The organism is Sphingomonas sp. IW22 (assembly GCF_041321155.1).
Taxonomy (GTDB): Bacteria; Pseudomonadota; Alphaproteobacteria; order Sphingomonadales; family Sphingomonadaceae; genus Sphingomonas.
This window is the reverse complement of sequence record NZ_JBGGWB010000001.1, coordinates 1,031,228-1,046,946: the sequence shown is the minus strand read 5'-3', so window position 1 is coordinate 1,046,946 and position 15,719 is coordinate 1,031,228. Positions and strand designations below refer to the sequence as shown.

At 66.2% G+C, this 15,719-nt stretch carries 16 protein-coding genes; 11 read left to right on the top strand and 5 right to left on the bottom strand.

The annotated features are described in order from the left end of the window. Window positions 1-40 precede the first annotated feature (40 nt). Both sdhB and ACAX61_RS05275 read right to left on the bottom strand, forming a co-directional pair. Entirely contained in the window at window positions 41-826 is a 786-nt protein-coding gene (sdhB, locus tag ACAX61_RS05280; RefSeq protein WP_370713747.1) for a succinate dehydrogenase iron-sulfur subunit, read from the bottom strand. Window positions 827-947: 121 nt separating this feature from the next. Next, complete coding sequence (locus ACAX61_RS05275) at window positions 948-1,961, bottom strand: sugar kinase (protein WP_370713746.1); 1,014 nt, start codon at window positions 1,959-1,961, stop codon at window positions 948-950. Between the two features lie 145 nt (window positions 1,962-2,106). Here ACAX61_RS05275 and uxaC point away from each other — a divergent pair, with 145 nt between their 5' ends. Next, window positions 2,107-3,528 (top strand): glucuronate isomerase, encoded by a 1,422-nt coding sequence (uxaC, locus tag ACAX61_RS05270; RefSeq protein ID WP_370713745.1) that lies wholly within the window; start codon window positions 2,107-2,109, stop codon window positions 3,526-3,528. Then, window positions 3,525-4,922 carry a mannitol dehydrogenase family protein gene (locus ACAX61_RS05265; RefSeq protein WP_370713744.1) on the top strand — a complete coding sequence of 466 codons (1,398 nt, stop codon included), beginning with the start codon at window positions 3,525-3,527 and terminating at the stop codon, window positions 4,920-4,922. The genes uxaC and ACAX61_RS05265 overlap by 4 nt, the downstream gene beginning before the upstream one ends. Window positions 4,923-4,926: 4 nt before the next feature. Here the strand turns inward: ACAX61_RS05265 and ACAX61_RS05260 are convergent, their stop codons facing one another. Both ACAX61_RS05260 and ACAX61_RS05255 read right to left on the bottom strand, forming a co-directional pair. Then, window positions 4,927-5,934 carry a LacI family DNA-binding transcriptional regulator gene (locus ACAX61_RS05260; protein WP_370713743.1) on the bottom strand — a complete coding sequence of 336 codons (1,008 nt, stop codon included), beginning with the start codon at window positions 5,932-5,934 and terminating at the stop codon, window positions 4,927-4,929. Between the two features lie 41 nt (window positions 5,935-5,975). Beyond that, window positions 5,976-7,397, bottom strand: a complete 1,422-nt coding sequence (locus tag ACAX61_RS05255; RefSeq protein WP_370713742.1) for a sigma-54-dependent transcriptional regulator — start codon at window positions 7,395-7,397, stop codon at window positions 5,976-5,978. 149 nt (window positions 7,398-7,546) lie between these two features. On the opposite strand from ACAX61_RS05255, the gene ACAX61_RS05250 reads away from it, so the two are divergent. The 5 genes from ACAX61_RS05250 to ACAX61_RS05230 are packed head-to-tail and all read left to right on the top strand — an operon-like array spanning window position 7,547 to window position 11,024. Next, the gene (locus tag ACAX61_RS05250; protein WP_370713741.1) at window positions 7,547-7,675 is read left to right on the top strand and encodes an aa3-type cytochrome c oxidase subunit IV; all 129 of its coding nucleotides are present in this window, start codon (window positions 7,547-7,549) and stop codon (window positions 7,673-7,675) included. 4 nt (window positions 7,676-7,679) lie between these two features. Next, the gene (locus tag ACAX61_RS05245) at window positions 7,680-8,813 is read left to right on the top strand and encodes a Re/Si-specific NAD(P)(+) transhydrogenase subunit alpha (RefSeq protein ID WP_370713740.1); all 1,134 of its coding nucleotides are present in this window, start codon (window positions 7,680-7,682) and stop codon (window positions 8,811-8,813) included. After that, window positions 8,813-9,184, top strand: coding sequence for a PH domain-containing protein (locus ACAX61_RS05240; RefSeq protein ID WP_370713739.1), 372 nt, complete (start codon window positions 8,813-8,815; stop codon window positions 9,182-9,184). The genes ACAX61_RS05245 and ACAX61_RS05240 overlap by 1 nt, the downstream gene beginning before the upstream one ends. Beyond that, window positions 9,185-9,487: a proton-translocating transhydrogenase family protein gene (locus tag ACAX61_RS05235; RefSeq protein ID WP_370713738.1), complete on the top strand. Its 303-nt coding sequence runs from the start codon at window positions 9,185-9,187 to the stop codon at window positions 9,485-9,487. Window positions 9,488-9,503: 16 nt separating this feature from the next. Beyond that, complete coding sequence (locus ACAX61_RS05230) at window positions 9,504-11,024, top strand: NAD(P)(+) transhydrogenase (Re/Si-specific) subunit beta (RefSeq protein ID WP_370713737.1); 1,521 nt, start codon at window positions 9,504-9,506, stop codon at window positions 11,022-11,024. Window positions 11,025-11,090: 66 nt separating this feature from the next. On the opposite strand, the gene ACAX61_RS05225 is transcribed toward ACAX61_RS05230, so the two are convergent. Continuing rightward, a complete protein-coding gene (locus ACAX61_RS05225; RefSeq protein WP_370713736.1) occupies window positions 11,091-11,999 on the bottom strand; it encodes a LysR family transcriptional regulator in 909 nt (302 codons plus the stop codon). Window positions 12,000-12,117: 118 nt separating this feature from the next. On the opposite strand from ACAX61_RS05225, the gene ACAX61_RS05220 reads away from it, so the two are divergent. The 4 genes from ACAX61_RS05220 to ACAX61_RS05205 all read left to right on the top strand — a co-directional run bounded on the left by ACAX61_RS05220 (window position 12,118) and on the right by ACAX61_RS05205 (window position 15,671). After that, window positions 12,118-12,447, top strand: a complete 330-nt coding sequence (locus ACAX61_RS05220) for a nuclear transport factor 2 family protein (protein WP_370713735.1) — start codon at window positions 12,118-12,120, stop codon at window positions 12,445-12,447. Next, window positions 12,444-13,223 (top strand): SDR family oxidoreductase, encoded by a 780-nt coding sequence (locus tag ACAX61_RS05215; protein WP_370713734.1) that lies wholly within the window; start codon window positions 12,444-12,446, stop codon window positions 13,221-13,223. The genes ACAX61_RS05220 and ACAX61_RS05215 overlap by 4 nt, the downstream gene beginning before the upstream one ends. 118 nt (window positions 13,224-13,341) lie before the next feature. Then, entirely contained in the window at window positions 13,342-14,526 is a 1,185-nt protein-coding gene (locus ACAX61_RS05210; RefSeq protein ID WP_370713733.1) for an acyl-CoA dehydrogenase, read from the top strand. Then, the gene (locus tag ACAX61_RS05205) at window positions 14,526-15,671 is read left to right on the top strand and encodes a CaiB/BaiF CoA transferase family protein (protein ID WP_370713732.1); all 1,146 of its coding nucleotides are present in this window, start codon (window positions 14,526-14,528) and stop codon (window positions 15,669-15,671) included. Before ACAX61_RS05210 ends, ACAX61_RS05205 begins: the two co-directional genes overlap by 1 nt. Window positions 15,672-15,719: the final 48 nt, after the last annotated feature.

The following is a 15,719-nucleotide window of genomic DNA, read 5'->3' as shown; positions in this document are numbered from 1 at the left end:
GGCCCGCCCCGGCGCGGGATTGAGCAGAGGACCGAACGGATCAGACGATCCGCTCGACCTCCATCTTCTTGATTTCGGCGATCGCCTTGGCCGGGTTCAGCCCCTTGGGGCAGACATTGGCGCAGTTCATGATCGTGTGGCAGCGATACAGGCGGAACGGATCCTCCAGATCGTCCAGACGCTCACCCGTCATCTCGTCGCGGCTGTCGGCCAGCCAGCGATAGGCCTGAAGCAGGATGGCCGGACCCAGGAACTTGTCCGAATTCCACCAATAGCTGGGGCAACTGGTCGAGCAGCAGGCGCACAGAATGCACTCATACAGGCCGTCCAGCTTCGAGCGGTCCTCAGGCGACTGGAGCCGTTCCTTGCCTGCGGGCGGCGGGGTGACGGTCTGCAGCCACGGCTTGATCGAGGCATATTGCGCGTAGAAATGGGTGAAATCGGGGACCAGGTCCTTGATGACATCCATGTGCGGCAACGGCGTGATGCGGATGTCGCCCTTGATATCCTCGATCGCGGTGGTGCAGGCCAGACCGTTCTTGCCCGCGATGTTCATCGAGCAGGAACCGCAAATCCCTTCACGGCACGAACGGCGGAAGGTCAGCGAAGGATCCTGTTCGGACTTCATCTTGATCAGCGCGTCCAGCACCATCGGCCCGCAATCGTCGAGGTCGATCTCGAACGTGTCGTAGCGCGGGTTCTGTCCCGAGTCGGGGTCGTAGCGATAGACCTTGAACCGTTTCACACGGCCCGCGCCCTGCGGAGCGGCGTGGGTGTTGCCGTCCTTCTTGATGACGCTGTTCTTGGGCAGAGTGAAGGTGGCCATGATCCGTCTCTATGTTTCCTGCGTCTGAGGTAGCGCGCCGGGCGCCGTCTTCAAGACGATGCTTCCCGATGACAGGAGCTGTGCTGCAATGCAACCCGGACCGAAGTCCGGTAGCGGCGCCTCAACGCCGCACGTCGCGCCCACCCGCCAGAAAGGCGTCGATATCGGCGCGGCGGAACAGGCTGGCGTCGCCGGGCAGCGAGTGTTTAAGGCAAGCGAGGGCCAGCCCTGCCTCGACCGTCGCCTGACCCGACAGTCCGTCATGGATGCCGTGCAATATGCCCGCCGCGAACGCATCGCCGCCGCCGATCCGGTCGACAATGCCTGACACGTCGATTTCCTCCGTCTGGAACGACCCGTCGCGCAGGTCGAGTCGGGCGGACAGACGGTGATGGTCGGCATCGTCCACATGCCGCGCGGTCGATGCGATGCGGGTCAGGTTGGGGAAGGCGTCGAACGCGGCCTGTGCCGCTTCGCGCCGTCGGTCGGGACCGTCGCCCGAAAATTCGCGGCCCAGCAAAAGCCCCATGTCGCGGTAATTGCCGAAGAACAGGTCGGCCAGCCCGACCAGCTCGCTCAGTACGCCGCGCGGGTCGCTGTCCCATGCTTCCCACAGCCGCGCGCGGTAATTGCCGTCGAACGACACCGGTACGCCCAGATCCCGTGCCGCGCGCGCCGCTGCGATCGCTGCTTGCGCGGTGTTGGGCCCAAGCGCGGGGGTGATGCCCGACAGGTGCAGCCGCGCCGCGCCCGCCAGCGCCGCGTGCCAGTCGATCGCATCAGGCGCGGCGAGTGCGAAGGCGGAACCAGCGCGGTCATAAACGATGTCGCTGGCGCGCAGGCCCGCGCCGGGCGACAGGAAATACAGGCCCATTCGCCCGTCGCCCGTCCGCACGCCCGAACAATCGACGCCGTGCGCGCGCACCGCCGCGACCGCGCCGCGCCCCAGCGGGTTGTCGGGCACGATGCTGACCATGCGCGTCGGATGGTCCAGACAGGCCAGCCCGACCGCGACATTCGCTTCGGCCCCGCCGACCACGATGTCCAGCCGGTGCGATTGCATCAGCAATTCGCGGCCCGGCGCGCTGAGCCGCAGCAGCAGTTCGCCGAAACAGACGATCGGTCCGGTGGACATGATTGCGTATCCTTTCTGCGCGCTTCCTTGGAACAAGCGGGAGCGGGGCGGCAAGGGCTAGTCTGTTGCCAGCGCTGGCACAAGGCGGTAACCCGTCGAGCCAAGGGGCGGCAAGCGTCCCGCATGATTTTACAGGAGAGGACCAATGCGCCCGCTCAAGCTTGACGCCGACCGGCTGTTTCCGGCCGATACGCTGACCCGCGACATCGCCCGCGCGCTCTATGCCGAAATTGCCGCGCTGCCGATCGTCAGCCCGCATGGTCATACCGATCCCGCCTGGTTCGCGACGGATGCGCCGTTCGCCAATGCGACCGAGCTGCTGCTGTCGCCCGATCATTATCTGTTCCGTATGCTCTATTCGCAGGGTGTGGCGCTGGCCGATCTGGGCGTACCCGACCGTAACGGCCCCCCCGCGACCGATCCGCGCGAAGCGTGGCGGACCTTTGCCGCGAATTACCATCTGTTCCGCGGCACGCCGTCGCGCATGTGGCTGGACCATGTCTTTGCCGAGGTGTTCGGGTTCGACGTGGCGCTGGAGCCGGAAAGCGCCGACCAGTATTTCGACGCCATCGGGGAAGCGCTGGCGACGCCGGGGTTTCGCCCGCGCGCGCTGTTCGAACGGTTCAACATCGAACTGCTGGCGACGACCGAGGGCGCCGATGACGCGCTTGAGCATCACAAGGCGATCCAGGCGTCGGGCTGGGGCGGGCGGGTGGTCACCACCTATCGCCCCGATGCGGTGATCGACGTCGAGCATGAGGGTTTCCGCCTTGCGCTCGAACGCTTTGCCGCGCTGACCGGGGAGGATGTGACGCGCTGGGACGGCTATCTCGCCGCGCATCGCCGCCGCCGCGCCGACTTTCGGGCGATGGGCGCGACCGCGACCGACCATGGCTTTGCCACGGCGCGCACCGCCAACCTGTCGCGCGCGGAGTGCGAGGCGCTGTTCGACAAGGTGATCGCGGGCCGCGCCGACGCGAATGACGCCGAGCTGTTCCGCGCACAGATGTTGACAGAAATGGCGAAGATGAGCGTCGAGGACGGGATGGTGATGCAGATCCACCCCGGCTCCTTCCGCAACCACAACGCCACGCTGTTCGCCAGCCATGGCCGTGACAAGGGCGCCGATATTCCGATGCGCGTCGATTACGTGTCGGCGCTGAAGCCGATGCTGGACGTGGTGGGGGGCGAGCGCGACCTGACCATCATCCTCTTCACGCTGGACGAATCGACCTATGCCCGCGAACTGGCGCCGCTGGCGGGGCATTATCCTTGTCTCCGCCTTGGCCCGGCATGGTGGTTCCACGACAGCCCCGAAGGCATGCGCCGTTTCCGCGAGATGACGACCGAGACGGCGGGCTTCTACAACACCGTCGGCTTCAACGACGACACGCGCGCCTTCCTGTCGATCCCTGCACGCCACGATGTTGCGCGGCGCGTCGATTGCGGGTTCCTGGCGCGGCTGGTTGCCGAAGGGCGGCTTGAGGACTGGGAGGCCGCCGAACTGGCGCATGAGCTGACCGTCGGTCTGGTTCGCCGCGCATACAAGCTGGGGACGCCCGCATGAGCCGCCTGTCGAACGCCACGCTGACCAGCCTGCCCGACGGCGTCGCGCGCCCGGACTATGACCGCGATGCGATGCGGATCGGCGTCGTGCATTTCGGCCCCGGCGCGTTTCACCGCGCGCATCAGGCGCCGGTCTATGACACGCTGAACGCCGCCGATGCGCGCTGGGGCATTATCGGTGTCAGCCTGAATTCGCGCGGTGTCGCCGATGCGCTGAACCCGCAGGACGGGCTTTACACGCTCGCGCTGCTTGATGCGGAGCCGGAGACGCGTGTGATCGGGTCGATCGCGCGGGTGCTGACTGCGGATGAGCATGGTGCCATCCTCGACGCTGTTGCCGCCGCCGATACGCGCATCGTCAGTTCGACCGTGACCGAGAAAGGCTATTGCCTGGCCGGGGACGGATCGCTCGACATGGATCATCCGGCCGTCGCGCATGACCTTGCGGGCGAAGGTGCGCCCCGATCCTTTGTCGGCTGGCTGGTGGCGGGACTGGCCGAACGGCGGCGGCGCGGGGTGGGCGGGCTGACCGTCATGTCGTGCGACAATCTGGCCGATAATGGCCGCAAGCTGGGCGCGGCGACGGTTGCCTTTGCCCGCGCGCGCGATGCGGATCTGGCCGACTGGATCGAGCGCGAGGTGCGCTTTCCCAACGCCATGGTCGATTCGATCACTCCGGCCACCGACGATGCGGTGCGCGCGTCGGTCGATGCGACGCTGGGCGTCAGCGATGCCTGGCCGATCCAGCGCGAGCGATTCACCCAGTGGGTGGTGGAGGATGATTTTGCGCCGGGCGAGCGTCCCGATCTGGCGGCGGCGGGCGTCACCCTGACCGACGATGTGCGCGGGTATGAACATGCCAAGCTGCGCCTGTTGAACGGCGCGCATTCGACGCTTGCCTATCTGGGCGTTGCGCTGGGCCATGAAACGGTGGCGGACGCGATGGGGGATGCGCGGCTGGCATCTTTTGTCGAGCGGTTGATGCGCGACGACATCGCGCCATCGCTGAACCCGCCCGCCGCGCTGGACGTGGGCGGCTATATCGACGCGATCCTGCGCCGCTTCGGCAACCGCGCCATCGCCCACCGGCTGATCCAGATCGCGGCGGACGGCTCGCAAAAGCTGCCCTATCGTATTCTCGACACGGTGCGCGACGCGCGCGCGGCAGGGCGGCCGGTCGACAGGCTGGCCGTACCGGTCGCGGCGTGGCTGCGGTTTCTGGAGCGTGACCATCCCGGCCTGTCGGACCCGATGGCGGATCGCCTGCGCGGGCGGCCATGGCGCGAGAATCTGGCGGTAGAGGCGGTGTTCGGCGACCTGCGCGACGATGCCGTGTTCGTCGATGCCCTGGCCCGCGCGCACGCCGCGCTTGCCGACCCGGCGGGCTTTGCCTGAACGCTCAGGCCGCTGACCCGGTCGATTCACCGATCGACAGGGCCAGCGTCGCCGTCACGTCGCTGGCCTCCGCCAGCCCCTCAAGCCGGTCGATCAACTGGTGCGCGGCGCGTTCGGCCATGTCGGCTAGCGGGCGGGCAACCGTGGTCAGCGCGGGTGTCAGCATCGTCGCCAATGCGCTGCCGTCGAATCCGGCGACCGACAGCGCGCGCGGCACGGCCAGCCCCATGCGCGCCGCGACCTTCAGCACCCCGGCGGCCATCACGTCGTTCGACGCGAAAATGGCGCTTGGCCGGGGCTGGTGCGCCAGCAGCCGCTCCGCCGCGGCGACACCCGATTCGAACCCGTAATCGCCCCATTCGACCAACGCCGGGTCCAGCGGTACGCCTGCCTGCGCCAGCGCCTGTGCAAATCCGGCGCGCCGCTCCTCCGCCGACAATAGACCCGCCGGGCCGGTCACCATGGCGATGCGGCGATGGCCCAGCGACAGCAGGTGTCGCGCCATTTCGGCGGCGCTTTCGCGTTCGTTCGAAACCAGCATCGCCGGATAGCCCGCGATGCGCGCCGCGGCGAAGGCGATGCTGGGCATTGTAAGCGCCGCGCCCAGGCCCGCTGCCTCGCACACCGGCGGCAACAGGATGATCCCGTCGACGCGCGACCGGCGCGCAAAGGCGGTGACATCGGTAATGACCGCGTTGCCCCCACCCTGTGCGGGATGCACGACCATCTCATATCCGCGCGCCACGCATGCGGCGACAATTCCGCGCTGCACAGCGTCAAGCACCAGCGCATTGGGATCGTCATGGACCAGCCCGATCAGGAAGGACCGCCCCGTCGCCAGTGCCCGTGCGCGCAGGGACGGCACGAAGCCCAGCGCGTCGATCACCCGCTCCACAGCGTCGCGGGTGGCGGCATTGACCTTTGGCGAACGGTTGATGACACGCGATACCGTGCGGATGGACACGCCCGCGCGCGCCGCGACATCATGGATCGTCGGTGTTTCCCCACCCATCGCCCAGCGCTAGCGCGCGAGGCGGGTGATGAGAAGGGTGCTCAGGCCGCCGACTGGTCGATGCCCAGCTCACCCAGCTTGCGGTACAGCGTAGAGCGACCGATCCCCAGCCGCCGCGCAACTTCGGTCATGCGGCCGCGATAATGGCCGATGGCCAGGCGGATCACGTCGGCCTCAATCTCCTCCAGCGGGCGCAGATTGCCGTCCGAACGGAACAGCGTGACGCCGCACGGTGCAACGCTCCCGTTGCTTGCGGGCTGGACGCCGTTCGCGGCCATGTTCGCGATCTGCGGAAAGTCGCTGCGTGTCAGGGCGTCGCCGTCGCACAGCACGGCGGCCCGAAACAGCGCATTGTGCAGCTGTCGGACATTGCCCGGCCAGTCATAGCTGCCCAGCAATGCCAATGCGTCGTCGGTGATGCCCAGCGGGCGCAGGCCCGGCTGTTCCACGATGCGCGCCAGCAGGTGGTGGGCCAGCGGCGCAACGTCACCCGGCCGCTCGCGAAGCGGCGGGATCGTAACCTGAACGACGTTGAGGCGATAATAAAGGTCTTCGCGGAATCGCCCCGCCTCGATCTCGCGACTCAAGGTGCGGTTCGTCGCGGCGACGACGCGTACATCGACCTGACTGGCATGGCGCGCGCCCAGCGGCTGCACCTCGCCCGATTGCAGGACGCGCAGCAGCTTGACCTGGGCATCCAGCGGCATTTCGCCGATTTCGTCGAGGAACAGCGTACCGCCGTCCGCTTCCTGAAAACGGCCCATCTTGCGTTCGAAGGCGCCGGTGAAGGCGCCTTTTTCATGCCCAAACAGTTCCGATTCGACCAGATTCGCGGGGATTGCGCCGCAATTGACGCGCACCAGCGGCTTTTGCGCGCGGGGGGAGGCCGCGTGAATCGCCTCTGCCACGACTTCCTTGCCCACGCCGCTTTCGCCTTCGATCAGGACGGGAACGCGCGCCCGCGCCGCCTTTGCCGCGACGGCCAGCGCAGCGCGGAATTGCGGAGCCGATCCGACAATCTCGTCAAAGGCCAGCGGCATCGAGAGTTTTTCACTCAGCGGCCGCAGCTCGCCCGCTACCTTGCCCGCGACCGCCGTTTCCAGCGCGGCAAGCAGCCGTTCGGCGGCCAGCGGCTTGACCAGAAAATCGGTCGCGCCAGCGCGCATCGCCTCCACCGCGCCGGCGACCGATCCGTTCGCGGTCAGCACCAGAATCGGCAGCGAAGGGCGTTCCCCCCGCAGATCGGCGATCAACGCGGTCGCGTCGCATTCGGGCGTCCACGAATCGAGGATGATGGCGTCCAGGCCCATGCCGTCCGGCGTGCCCAGCGTTGCCAAAGCGCTCTCATGGTCGCCCGCGAAGATCGTGCGCCATCCACGTCGTGCGGCGATCGCGGCGATCAGCCGGCGCTGGGCCGGTTCATCGTCGATCAGCATCAACAGGCGCTGTCCGTTTCGTGTCATTGCGCGCGTTCTGTCCCTTGTGTCCCGCTCTCGGACACCCTTTTAATAGCCAAGCGTAAACCGTGGCTTAAGCGCCGGGGCCTCTCGCGGCGCTTGCAGTCGGCCCGCGCCGCTGGTTAAGGTCGATCCCAAAGGTCGAAACGAGGAATATGATGGCTGAACATCTCGAAACGCCGCTGCGCGAAGATACGTTTGCCGGCTTCATGCGGATGGTGAAGGTCGGGTCGATCATCGTGGCCGTGGTGGCGGCGGCCGTCGTCGCGCTGATCGCCAGCTGACAGCATGAAAATCGCTGCCCTGCGCGAAACCGCCCCTGGCGAGCGCCGGGTTGCGGTAACGCCTGAAACCACGCGGAAATTCGTGGGATTGGGCGCTTCGGTAGCGGTGGAGCAGGGCGCGGGCGCGGCTGCGTCCGTCACCGACGACGCGCTGGTTCAGGCCGGTGCCACAGTCGCCGACCGCGCATCGGTGCTGGCGGGCGCCGACATCGTGCTGGGCGTGCAGGGGCCGGACCCCGATTCGCTGGCGGGGATTCAGCCCGGCGCCTGGATCGTCGCGGGCCTCAACCCGTTTGGCGACCGGGCACGGGTCGACCGTTATGCCGCGCTCGGTGTCGAGGCGCTGGCGATGGAGTTGATGCCCCGCATCACCCGCGCACAGTCGATGGACATATTGTCCTCTCAATCCAACCTGTCGGGTTACAAGGCGGTGCTGGACGCCGCCGCCGAATATGGCCGCGCCTTTCCCATGATGATGACGGCGGCGGGCACGGTTTCCGCCGCGCGCCTGTTCGTGATGGGGGTGGGCGTCGCGGGGCTTCAGGCGATCGCTACCGCGAGGCGACTCGGCGCGCAGGTTTCCGCCACCGATGTCCGCGCCGCCACGAAAGAGCAGATCCTGTCGCTGGGCGCCAAGCCGATTTTCGTGGAAGCGGTGCAGGGTATCGAGGGGGAGGGCAGCGGCGGATACGCCACCGAAATGTCCGACGAATACAAGGCCGCGCAGGCCGAACTCGTTTCTGCCCATATCGCCAAGCAGGATATCGTCATCACCACCGCGCTGATCCCCGGCCGCCCCGCGCCCCGGCTGATCACCGACGCACAGGTCGCCTCGATGAAGCCGGGCAGCGTCATCGTCGACCTGGCGGTGGAGCAGGGCGGCAATGTCGAAGGCGCGGTGGCGGGTGAGGTGGTCGAGCGGCACGGCGTGAAGATCATCGGCCACCGCAATATGCCCAGCCGACTGGCCGCCGACGCATCCGCCCTGTTCGCGCGCAACCTGTTCAACTTCCTGTCGGCCTTCTGGGACAAGGATGCGGGCCGCCCCGTGCTGCCCGATGGCGACGAAATTGGGGAGGCGATCCGTCTGACGCGCGGCGGGCAGGTGGTGAACCCCCGCCTGACGGGCACGGCCTGATGGGCCTGTTCAACGCGACCAATACCGATCCCGCGACCGTCGCGCGCGATTATGCGCCCGTTTTGATCGACGGAGAGCGCGTGCTGATCGCGTTCAAGACGATGCGCGACCTGATCTTCCTGACCAATTACCGGCTCTGCACCGTCAATGTGCAGGGGCTGACCGGGCGCAAGGTCGAGATCGAGAGCATCCCATATAAATCCATCACCCGCTGGTCGATCGAGCGTGCAGGTGCGTTCGATATGGACGCCGACCTGACCGTGTGGGTTTCCGGCGCGGATCAACCGCTGGAAGTAAAGGTATCGGCCAGCGCCAATATCGTCGGCGTGCAGCAGGTGCTGGCGCATCACATCCTGGGCGGAGGGCGTTAGATGGACTTCATCTCGATCCTGTCGATCTTCGTGCTGGCGTGCTTCGTCGGCTATTATGTCGTCTGGTCGGTCACGCCCGCGCTGCACACGCCGTTGATGGCGGTCACCAACGCGATCTCATCGGTCATCATCGTCGGCGCGCTGGTCGCCAGCGCGGCGGCGGGGTTCGCGGTGTCGAAATGGCTTGGGCTGTTGAGCGTCGTGCTGGCCAGCATCAACATCTTCGGCGGCTTTGCCGTCACCCAGCGGATGCTGGCGATGTACAAGAAAAAGGAACGACCGGCGGCACCGGCGAAGCACTGACAGACGGGGGTTGGGGATGGAGCACGTAACCGCAGGCAATTCGTTCGCGGCGCTGGCCTATCTGGTGGCGGGCGTGTGCTTCATCCTGGCGCTGCGCGGGCTGTCGTCGCCGACGACCAGCCAGCAGGGCAACCGGCTTGGCATGATCGGCATGGCGATTGCCGTGTTGACGACGCTGGCAACGCATCTGCCCACGCAGGCGGTCGGGCTGGTGCTGGAGGGACCGCAGGGCACGGTCGCCGCGACCGGGCCGGTGCTGGCGCGGATCGACCTGGTGGCGATGATCGAAATCCTCGCCGCCATTGGCGTAGGCGCGGTCATCGGCATCGTCACCGCGCGGCGCATCGCGATGACGGCAATGCCGCAGCTTGTCGCTGCGTTTCACAGCCTCGTCGGCCTCGCCGCCGTGCTGGTCGCGTGTGCGGCCTATCTCAACCCGATGGCGTTCGGCATCGCCGACATGGTCGTCCCGATGATCGGGCAGCCGTTCGCGGTGATCAACCCGGTCAGCAAGGTCGAGATGGGGCTGGGCGCGGCGATCGGTGCGATCACCTTTTCCGGCTCGGTCATCGCGTTCCTGAAACTGAACGGCAACATGTCGGGCAAGCCGATCCTGCTGCCCGCGCGCCATGCGATCAACCTGGCGCTGATCGCCACCATCCTGCTGCTGGTGGCGCAGTTCGCGCATCAACAGGATGCGTGGCCGTTCTGGGTGCTGCTGGTGCTCAGCTTCGTCATCGGTTTCCTGCTGATCGTGCCGATCGGCGGGGCGGACATGCCGGTCGTGGTGTCGATGCTGAACAGCTATTCGGGCTGGGCGGCGGCGGCGATGGGGTTCACGCTGCACAACACCGCAATGATCATCACCGGCGCGCTGGTCGGATCGTCGGGCGCGATCCTGTCCTACATCATGTGCCGCGCGATGAACCGAAGCTTCATCAGCGTGATCGCCGGCGGCTTTGGCGCGAGCGATGCAGGGGCCAGCGGCGGCGCGGCAGCCACCGACCGCCCGTGGAAGCGCGGCAGCGCCGAAGATGCGGCCTTCCTGATGAGTCAGGCCGAACAAGTCATCATCGTCCCCGGATACGGCATGGCGGTGGCTCAGGCCCAGCATGTGCTGCGCGAAATGGCGGACAAGCTGAAGGAACATGGCGTCCGCGTGAAATACGCCATCCACCCGGTCGCTGGCCGGATGCCGGGCCATATGAACGTGCTGCTGGCGGAAGCGAACGTGCCCTATGACGAGGTGTTCGAGCTGGAGGACATCAATTCGGAGTTCGCCCAGACCGACATCGCCTTTGTCATCGGCGCGAACGACGTGACCAACCCGGCGGCCAAGACCGACAAATCCTCTTCCATTTACGGCATGCCCGTGCTGGACGTGGAAAAGGCAAAGACGGTGCTGTTCATCAAGCGGTCGATGGGGGGCGTGGGTTATGCCGGCGTCGACAACGAAGTCTTCTACCGCGACAATACGATGATGCTGCTGGCCGACGCCAAAAAGATGGTCGAAGAAATCGTCAAGGCGCTGGATTGAGGGCACCGGCGCGCCGTTTTAAGTGGCAGTATTGAGCCAACTGCGGTCCTTAAAGCCGACCCACGATCAGCGGCTGTGCGCGGCACGGGCAAGTTCGCGCGCCAGATCGACAAAGAGCCTGAATGCCGCCGGTGGATTGCGGCGGCTGGGGTAATACAGGCATAGCGGCGCGAGCGGCGGCGTCCATTCGGAAAGGACGCGCACCAGCCGACCTGCCTGAATGTCATCGCGAACATCGGATTCCATGAAGAAGCCGATGCCTGTCGATTCGAGCACGGCCATGCGCGCCAGGCTGGCTTCGTCCAGCGTGATTGGGCCGTCGACATCGACCTGAACCGGTTGCCCTTCGGACTCGAACTGCCAGCGGAACAGCGCCCCATTCGGCAATCGCGTGCGGATACAGGCATGGGAAAGCAGGTCGGCGGGCACGCGCGGCATGGCGCGACGCTCAAAATAGGTTGGCGATGCCACGACCGCGTGGCGACGCGGCGGCCCCAGCGGGATGGCGATCATATCGCTGGGGACCAGCCCCTGGCTTCGCACGCCAAAGTCAAAGCCATCCGCCACGATGTCGGTCAGCTTTCCCTCGGTCACCAGATCGACCCGGACGTCCGGAAACCGCCTTAGGAACTCCAGGACCAATGGGGACAGGATTTCGCGCGCTGCCGTTGCGAAGGTGTTGATGCGCAGCGTGCCTGTCGGCGTTTCCTGTTGCGAGCGGACGGTGTCCAGCGCCTGATATATGTCCTTCAGCGCTGGCGTAACCTGATCGACGAACCTGCGTCCCGCTTCGGTAAGCGAGACGCTGCGGGTCGTTCGGTTGAACAGACGGACGCCCAGTTGCCCCTCCAGCTTGGCAATCGCGTTGCTGAGCGCGCTGGTCGACATGCCAAGGTCGAGCGCTGCGGCGCGGAACGATCCGCGACGGCTGATCGCCAGCACGGCATCGAAATCGGCAAGACCGTAGTTCGTCATTGTCCCGATATCCGTAACACTTCGTCCCGATCTATTCCGCTTATCCCAACAGGGTCAAAGCCCTAATTGTCGCGAACGGCAACGCGCGGACGCCGCGAACTCAAAGAGGAGAAGGGCAATGGCCATCGGATTACCAAAGGTGATCGCTGCATATTTCACGGCGGACAAAGCGCGCGATGCGGCGGCGGTCGCCGAATGCTTCACGCGCGATGCAATGGTTGTCGACGAAGGCAACACCTATTCCGGGCGCGACGCGATCCGGCAGTGGATGGCGAATGCCTCCACACAATATAGCTACACGGCCGAGCCGTTCGCGCTGTCGCAGGAAGATGGCCGCACGATCGTATCCAGCCATCTGGTCGGCAATTTTCCCGGCAGCCCGGTGGACCTGCGCTACCTGTTCGTCATCGACGGCGACCAAATCGCCGAGCTGGAGATTGTGCCATGACGCCGTTCCTTGACCTTGAGGGCAAGCGCGCGCTGATCACGTCGGGCACGCGCGGGGCCGGGGCGGCGACGGTTCGCCTGTTTCGTGAGCTGGGCGCACAGGTGTTGACCACGGCCCGGACCCGGCCCGACGACCTGCCCGAAGAACTGTTCGTGGCGGCGGATCTCACGACGCCGGAAGGGTGCGCGGATCTGGCCTCCGCCGCGCAGGCGCGGTTGGGTGCGATCGACATCATCGTCCACATGCTTGGCGGATCGTCGGCGCCCGGTGGCGGGTTTGCGGCGCTTGGCGACAAGCAGTGGAAGACGGAAATCGACCTGAACCTGATGCCGGCCGTCCGCCTCGACCGCGCGTTGGTGCCGGCAATGGCTTCGCGCGGCCAAGGAGTCGTCGTTCACGTCACGTCGATCCAGAACCGTCTGCCCCTGCCAGAGGCGACGACCGCCTATGCGGCTGCCAAGGCGGCGCTGTCGACCTATAGCAAGAGCCTGTCGAAGGAGGTGTCGCCCCGCGGCGTCCGCGTGGTGCGCGTCTCGCCCGGCTGGATCGAGACCGAGGCGTCGGTGCATCTCGCCGAGCGCCTGGGCGCGGAATATGGCGGCGGCGTTGAAGCGGGGAAACGACTGATCATGGAATCGCTGGGCGGCATCCCGCTCGGCCGCCCCGCACGCCCGGACGAGGTGGCAAGCCTGATCGCCTTCCTCGCCTCCGACCGGGCTGGCAGCATCACCGGTACCGAGCATGTGATCGACGGCGGCACGATCCCAACCGCCTGAGCATCGTCATGCGCGATGTTTGCGCGCTGCCCACCGGGCATCTCTCGACCGTAGCAGCCGTAAACCCTCATTTGACGCCACCCTCCTTTTGCTCGAAACCGTGGGGCAGGAGGATGTGATGGCTGGAATGACGCGCTTCGACTGGGGCGATGCCCTGTTGCTCGACACCGGGTTGAGCGATGATGAACGGATGATCCGCGATGCCGCGCGGGCGTTCGCGCAGGACCGGTTGCAATCGCGCGTCGTCGATGCGTTCGACCGGGAGCATACGGATCCGGCCATCTTCCGCGAAATGGGCGAGCAGGGGCTGCTGGGCGTCACCATCCCCGAAGAATTCGGTGGTGCGGGGGCGGGTTATGTCGCGTACGGATTGGTCGCGCGGGAGGTCGAGCGGGTGGATTCGGGCTATCGCTCGATGATGAGCGTCCAGTCCAGCCTGGTCATGTATCCCATCCACGCCTACGGCTCGGATGAGCAGCGCGCGAAATATCTGCCGGGGCTGGCAAAGGGCGAGTTGATCGGTTGCTTCGGCCTGACCGAGCCGGATGCCGGGTCTGACCCCGGCGGCATGCGCACGCGCGCGAAGCCGGTCGATGGCGGCTATCTGCTCTCGGGCGCCAAGACGTGGATCAGCAATTCGCCTATCGCCGATGTGTTTGTCGTCTGGGCCAAGTCGGACGCGCATGACGGCGCGATCCGCGGCTTCATCCTTGAAAAGGGCATGAAGGGACTGTCAGCGCCCAAGATCGAGGGCAAGCTGAGCCTGCGCGCATCGATTACCGGCATGATCCAGATGGACGAGGTGTTCGTGCCCGAAGACGCGCTGCTGCCCGGCGTCGAGGGGCTGAAGGGGCCGTTCGGATGCCTGAACCGTGCACGTTACGGAATCAGTTGGGGTGTGATGGGCGCGGCGGAGTTTTGTTATCACGCCGCGCGGCAATATGGGCTGGACCGGCATCAGTTCGGCCGCCCGCTGGCGGCGACGCAGCTCTATCAGAAGAAGCTGGCCGACATGGCGACCGAAATCGCACTCGGCCTGCAGGCCAGCCTTCAGGTCGGTCGGCTGATGGACGAAGGGCGGTTCGCCCCTGAGATGATCTCGCTGGTCAAGCGCAACAATTGCGGCAAGGCGCTGGAGATTGCGCGGGCATCGCGCGACATGCACGGCGGCAACGGCATTTCGGGCGAATATCAGGTGTTCCGCCACATGGTGAACCTGGAAACGGTCAACACTTATGAAGGCACGCATGACGTTCATGCGCTGATCCTGGGCCGCGCGATCACCGGCCACGCCGCCTTTTGATGACGGGGCCGCTTTCCGGGCTGCGCGTCGTCGAACTGGCGCGCATCCTGGCCGGGCCGTGGGCGGGACAGGTGCTGGCGGATCTCGGCGCCGATGTGGTCAAGGTCGAAAGCCCGGAAGGCGACGACACGCGCCGCTGGGGGCCGCCCTTTATCGACAATCCCGACGGCAGCCGCGACGCGGCCTATTTCCACGCTGCCAATCGCGGCAAGCAGTCCGTCGTCGCCGATTTCACGACGGCGGAGGGACAGGCGACAGTGCGCGAGCTTGTCGCCGGGGCCGATGTGCTGATCGAGAATTTCAAGGTTGGCGGGCTGGTCAAATATGGCCTGGACTATGCCAGCCTGTCGGCGCTGAACCCGCGGCTGGTCTATTGCTCGATCACCGGCTTCGGGCAGGACGGCCCCTATGCCGCGCGCGCGGGATATGATTTTATCGTGCAGGGCATGAGCGGCATCATGAGCCTGACCGGCGAGCCGGACGGCGCGCCGCAAAAGATCGGCGTGGCTTATGCCGACATTCTCACCGGGCTATATGCGGTGATCGGCATTCAGGCGGCTCTGGCCGAGCGGGAGCGTACCGGCAGGGGCGCGCATGTGGACATGGCGCTGTTCGATGTAATGACGGGCACGCTCGCCAATCAGGCGATGAACTATCTGGCCTCAGGCATCGCGCCGACGCGCATGGGCAATGCCCATCCCAATATCGCGCCCTATGCCGCTTATCCTGTTCGCGATGGCTGGATCATCCTGGCGGTCGGCAATGACCGGCAGTTTCAGCGCGCGTGCGAGGTGCTGGGAATCGCCGCCGATCCGTGCTTTGCCACCAATGCGCTGCGTGTGGCCGGGCGGCAGCGGCTGGACGCGGTCGTGTCGGATGCGACCGCGAGATGGGCGCGCGACCCTTTGCTCGCCGCGTTTGAAGCCGCCGGTGTGCCCGCCGGACCCATCAACCGCGTCGACCAGGCGCTTGCCGATCCGCAGATCGTGCATCGCGGCCTGTGCATCGCGGCGACGCGAGCCGAAGGGGGCAGCGTGCCGGGCATCGGCCTGCCCATCCGCTTCGTCGGTCGTGACCGGCCCGCATCAGGTTCAGCACCGATGCTGGGGCAATCCGGGAATCGCCAATCCGCGTCAGATCCGTAATTTTATTCCGATATGGCGGAAATTGCGGGCGAGTGCGTTCCGCATATT

Bases quoted from the DNA above. Each gene is read 5' to 3' on its own strand.
- sdhB (WP_370713747.1), bottom strand. From the start codon at position 826: ATGGCCACCTTCACTCTGCCCAAGAACAGCGTCATCAAGAAGGACGGC.
- ACAX61_RS05275 (WP_370713746.1), bottom strand. From the start codon at position 1,961: ATGTCCACCGGACCGATCGTCTGTTTCGGCGAACTGCTGCTGCGGCTC.
- uxaC (WP_370713745.1), top strand. From the start codon at position 2,107: ATGCGCCCGCTCAAGCTTGACGCCGACCGGCTGTTTCCGGCCGATACG.
- ACAX61_RS05265 (WP_370713744.1), top strand. From the start codon at position 3,525: ATGAGCCGCCTGTCGAACGCCACGCTGACCAGCCTGCCCGACGGCGTC.
- ACAX61_RS05260 (WP_370713743.1), bottom strand. From the start codon at position 5,934: ATGGGTGGGGAAACACCGACGATCCATGATGTCGCGGCGCGCGCGGGC.
- ACAX61_RS05255 (WP_370713742.1), bottom strand. From the start codon at position 7,397: ATGACACGAAACGGACAGCGCCTGTTGATGCTGATCGACGATGAACCG.
- ACAX61_RS05250 (WP_370713741.1), top strand. From the start codon at position 7,547: ATGATGGCTGAACATCTCGAAACGCCGCTGCGCGAAGATACGTTTGCC.
- ACAX61_RS05245 (WP_370713740.1), top strand. From the start codon at position 7,680: ATGAAAATCGCTGCCCTGCGCGAAACCGCCCCTGGCGAGCGCCGGGTT.
- ACAX61_RS05240 (WP_370713739.1), top strand. From the start codon at position 8,813: ATGGGCCTGTTCAACGCGACCAATACCGATCCCGCGACCGTCGCGCGC.
- ACAX61_RS05235 (WP_370713738.1), top strand. From the start codon at position 9,185: ATGGACTTCATCTCGATCCTGTCGATCTTCGTGCTGGCGTGCTTCGTC.
- ACAX61_RS05230 (WP_370713737.1), top strand. From the start codon at position 9,504: ATGGAGCACGTAACCGCAGGCAATTCGTTCGCGGCGCTGGCCTATCTG.
- ACAX61_RS05225 (WP_370713736.1), bottom strand. From the start codon at position 11,999: ATGACGAACTACGGTCTTGCCGATTTCGATGCCGTGCTGGCGATCAGC.
- ACAX61_RS05220 (WP_370713735.1), top strand. From the start codon at position 12,118: ATGGCCATCGGATTACCAAAGGTGATCGCTGCATATTTCACGGCGGAC.
- ACAX61_RS05215 (WP_370713734.1), top strand. From the start codon at position 12,444: ATGACGCCGTTCCTTGACCTTGAGGGCAAGCGCGCGCTGATCACGTCG.
- ACAX61_RS05210 (WP_370713733.1), top strand. From the start codon at position 13,342: ATGGCTGGAATGACGCGCTTCGACTGGGGCGATGCCCTGTTGCTCGAC.
- ACAX61_RS05205 (WP_370713732.1), top strand. From the start codon at position 14,526: ATGACGGGGCCGCTTTCCGGGCTGCGCGTCGTCGAACTGGCGCGCATC.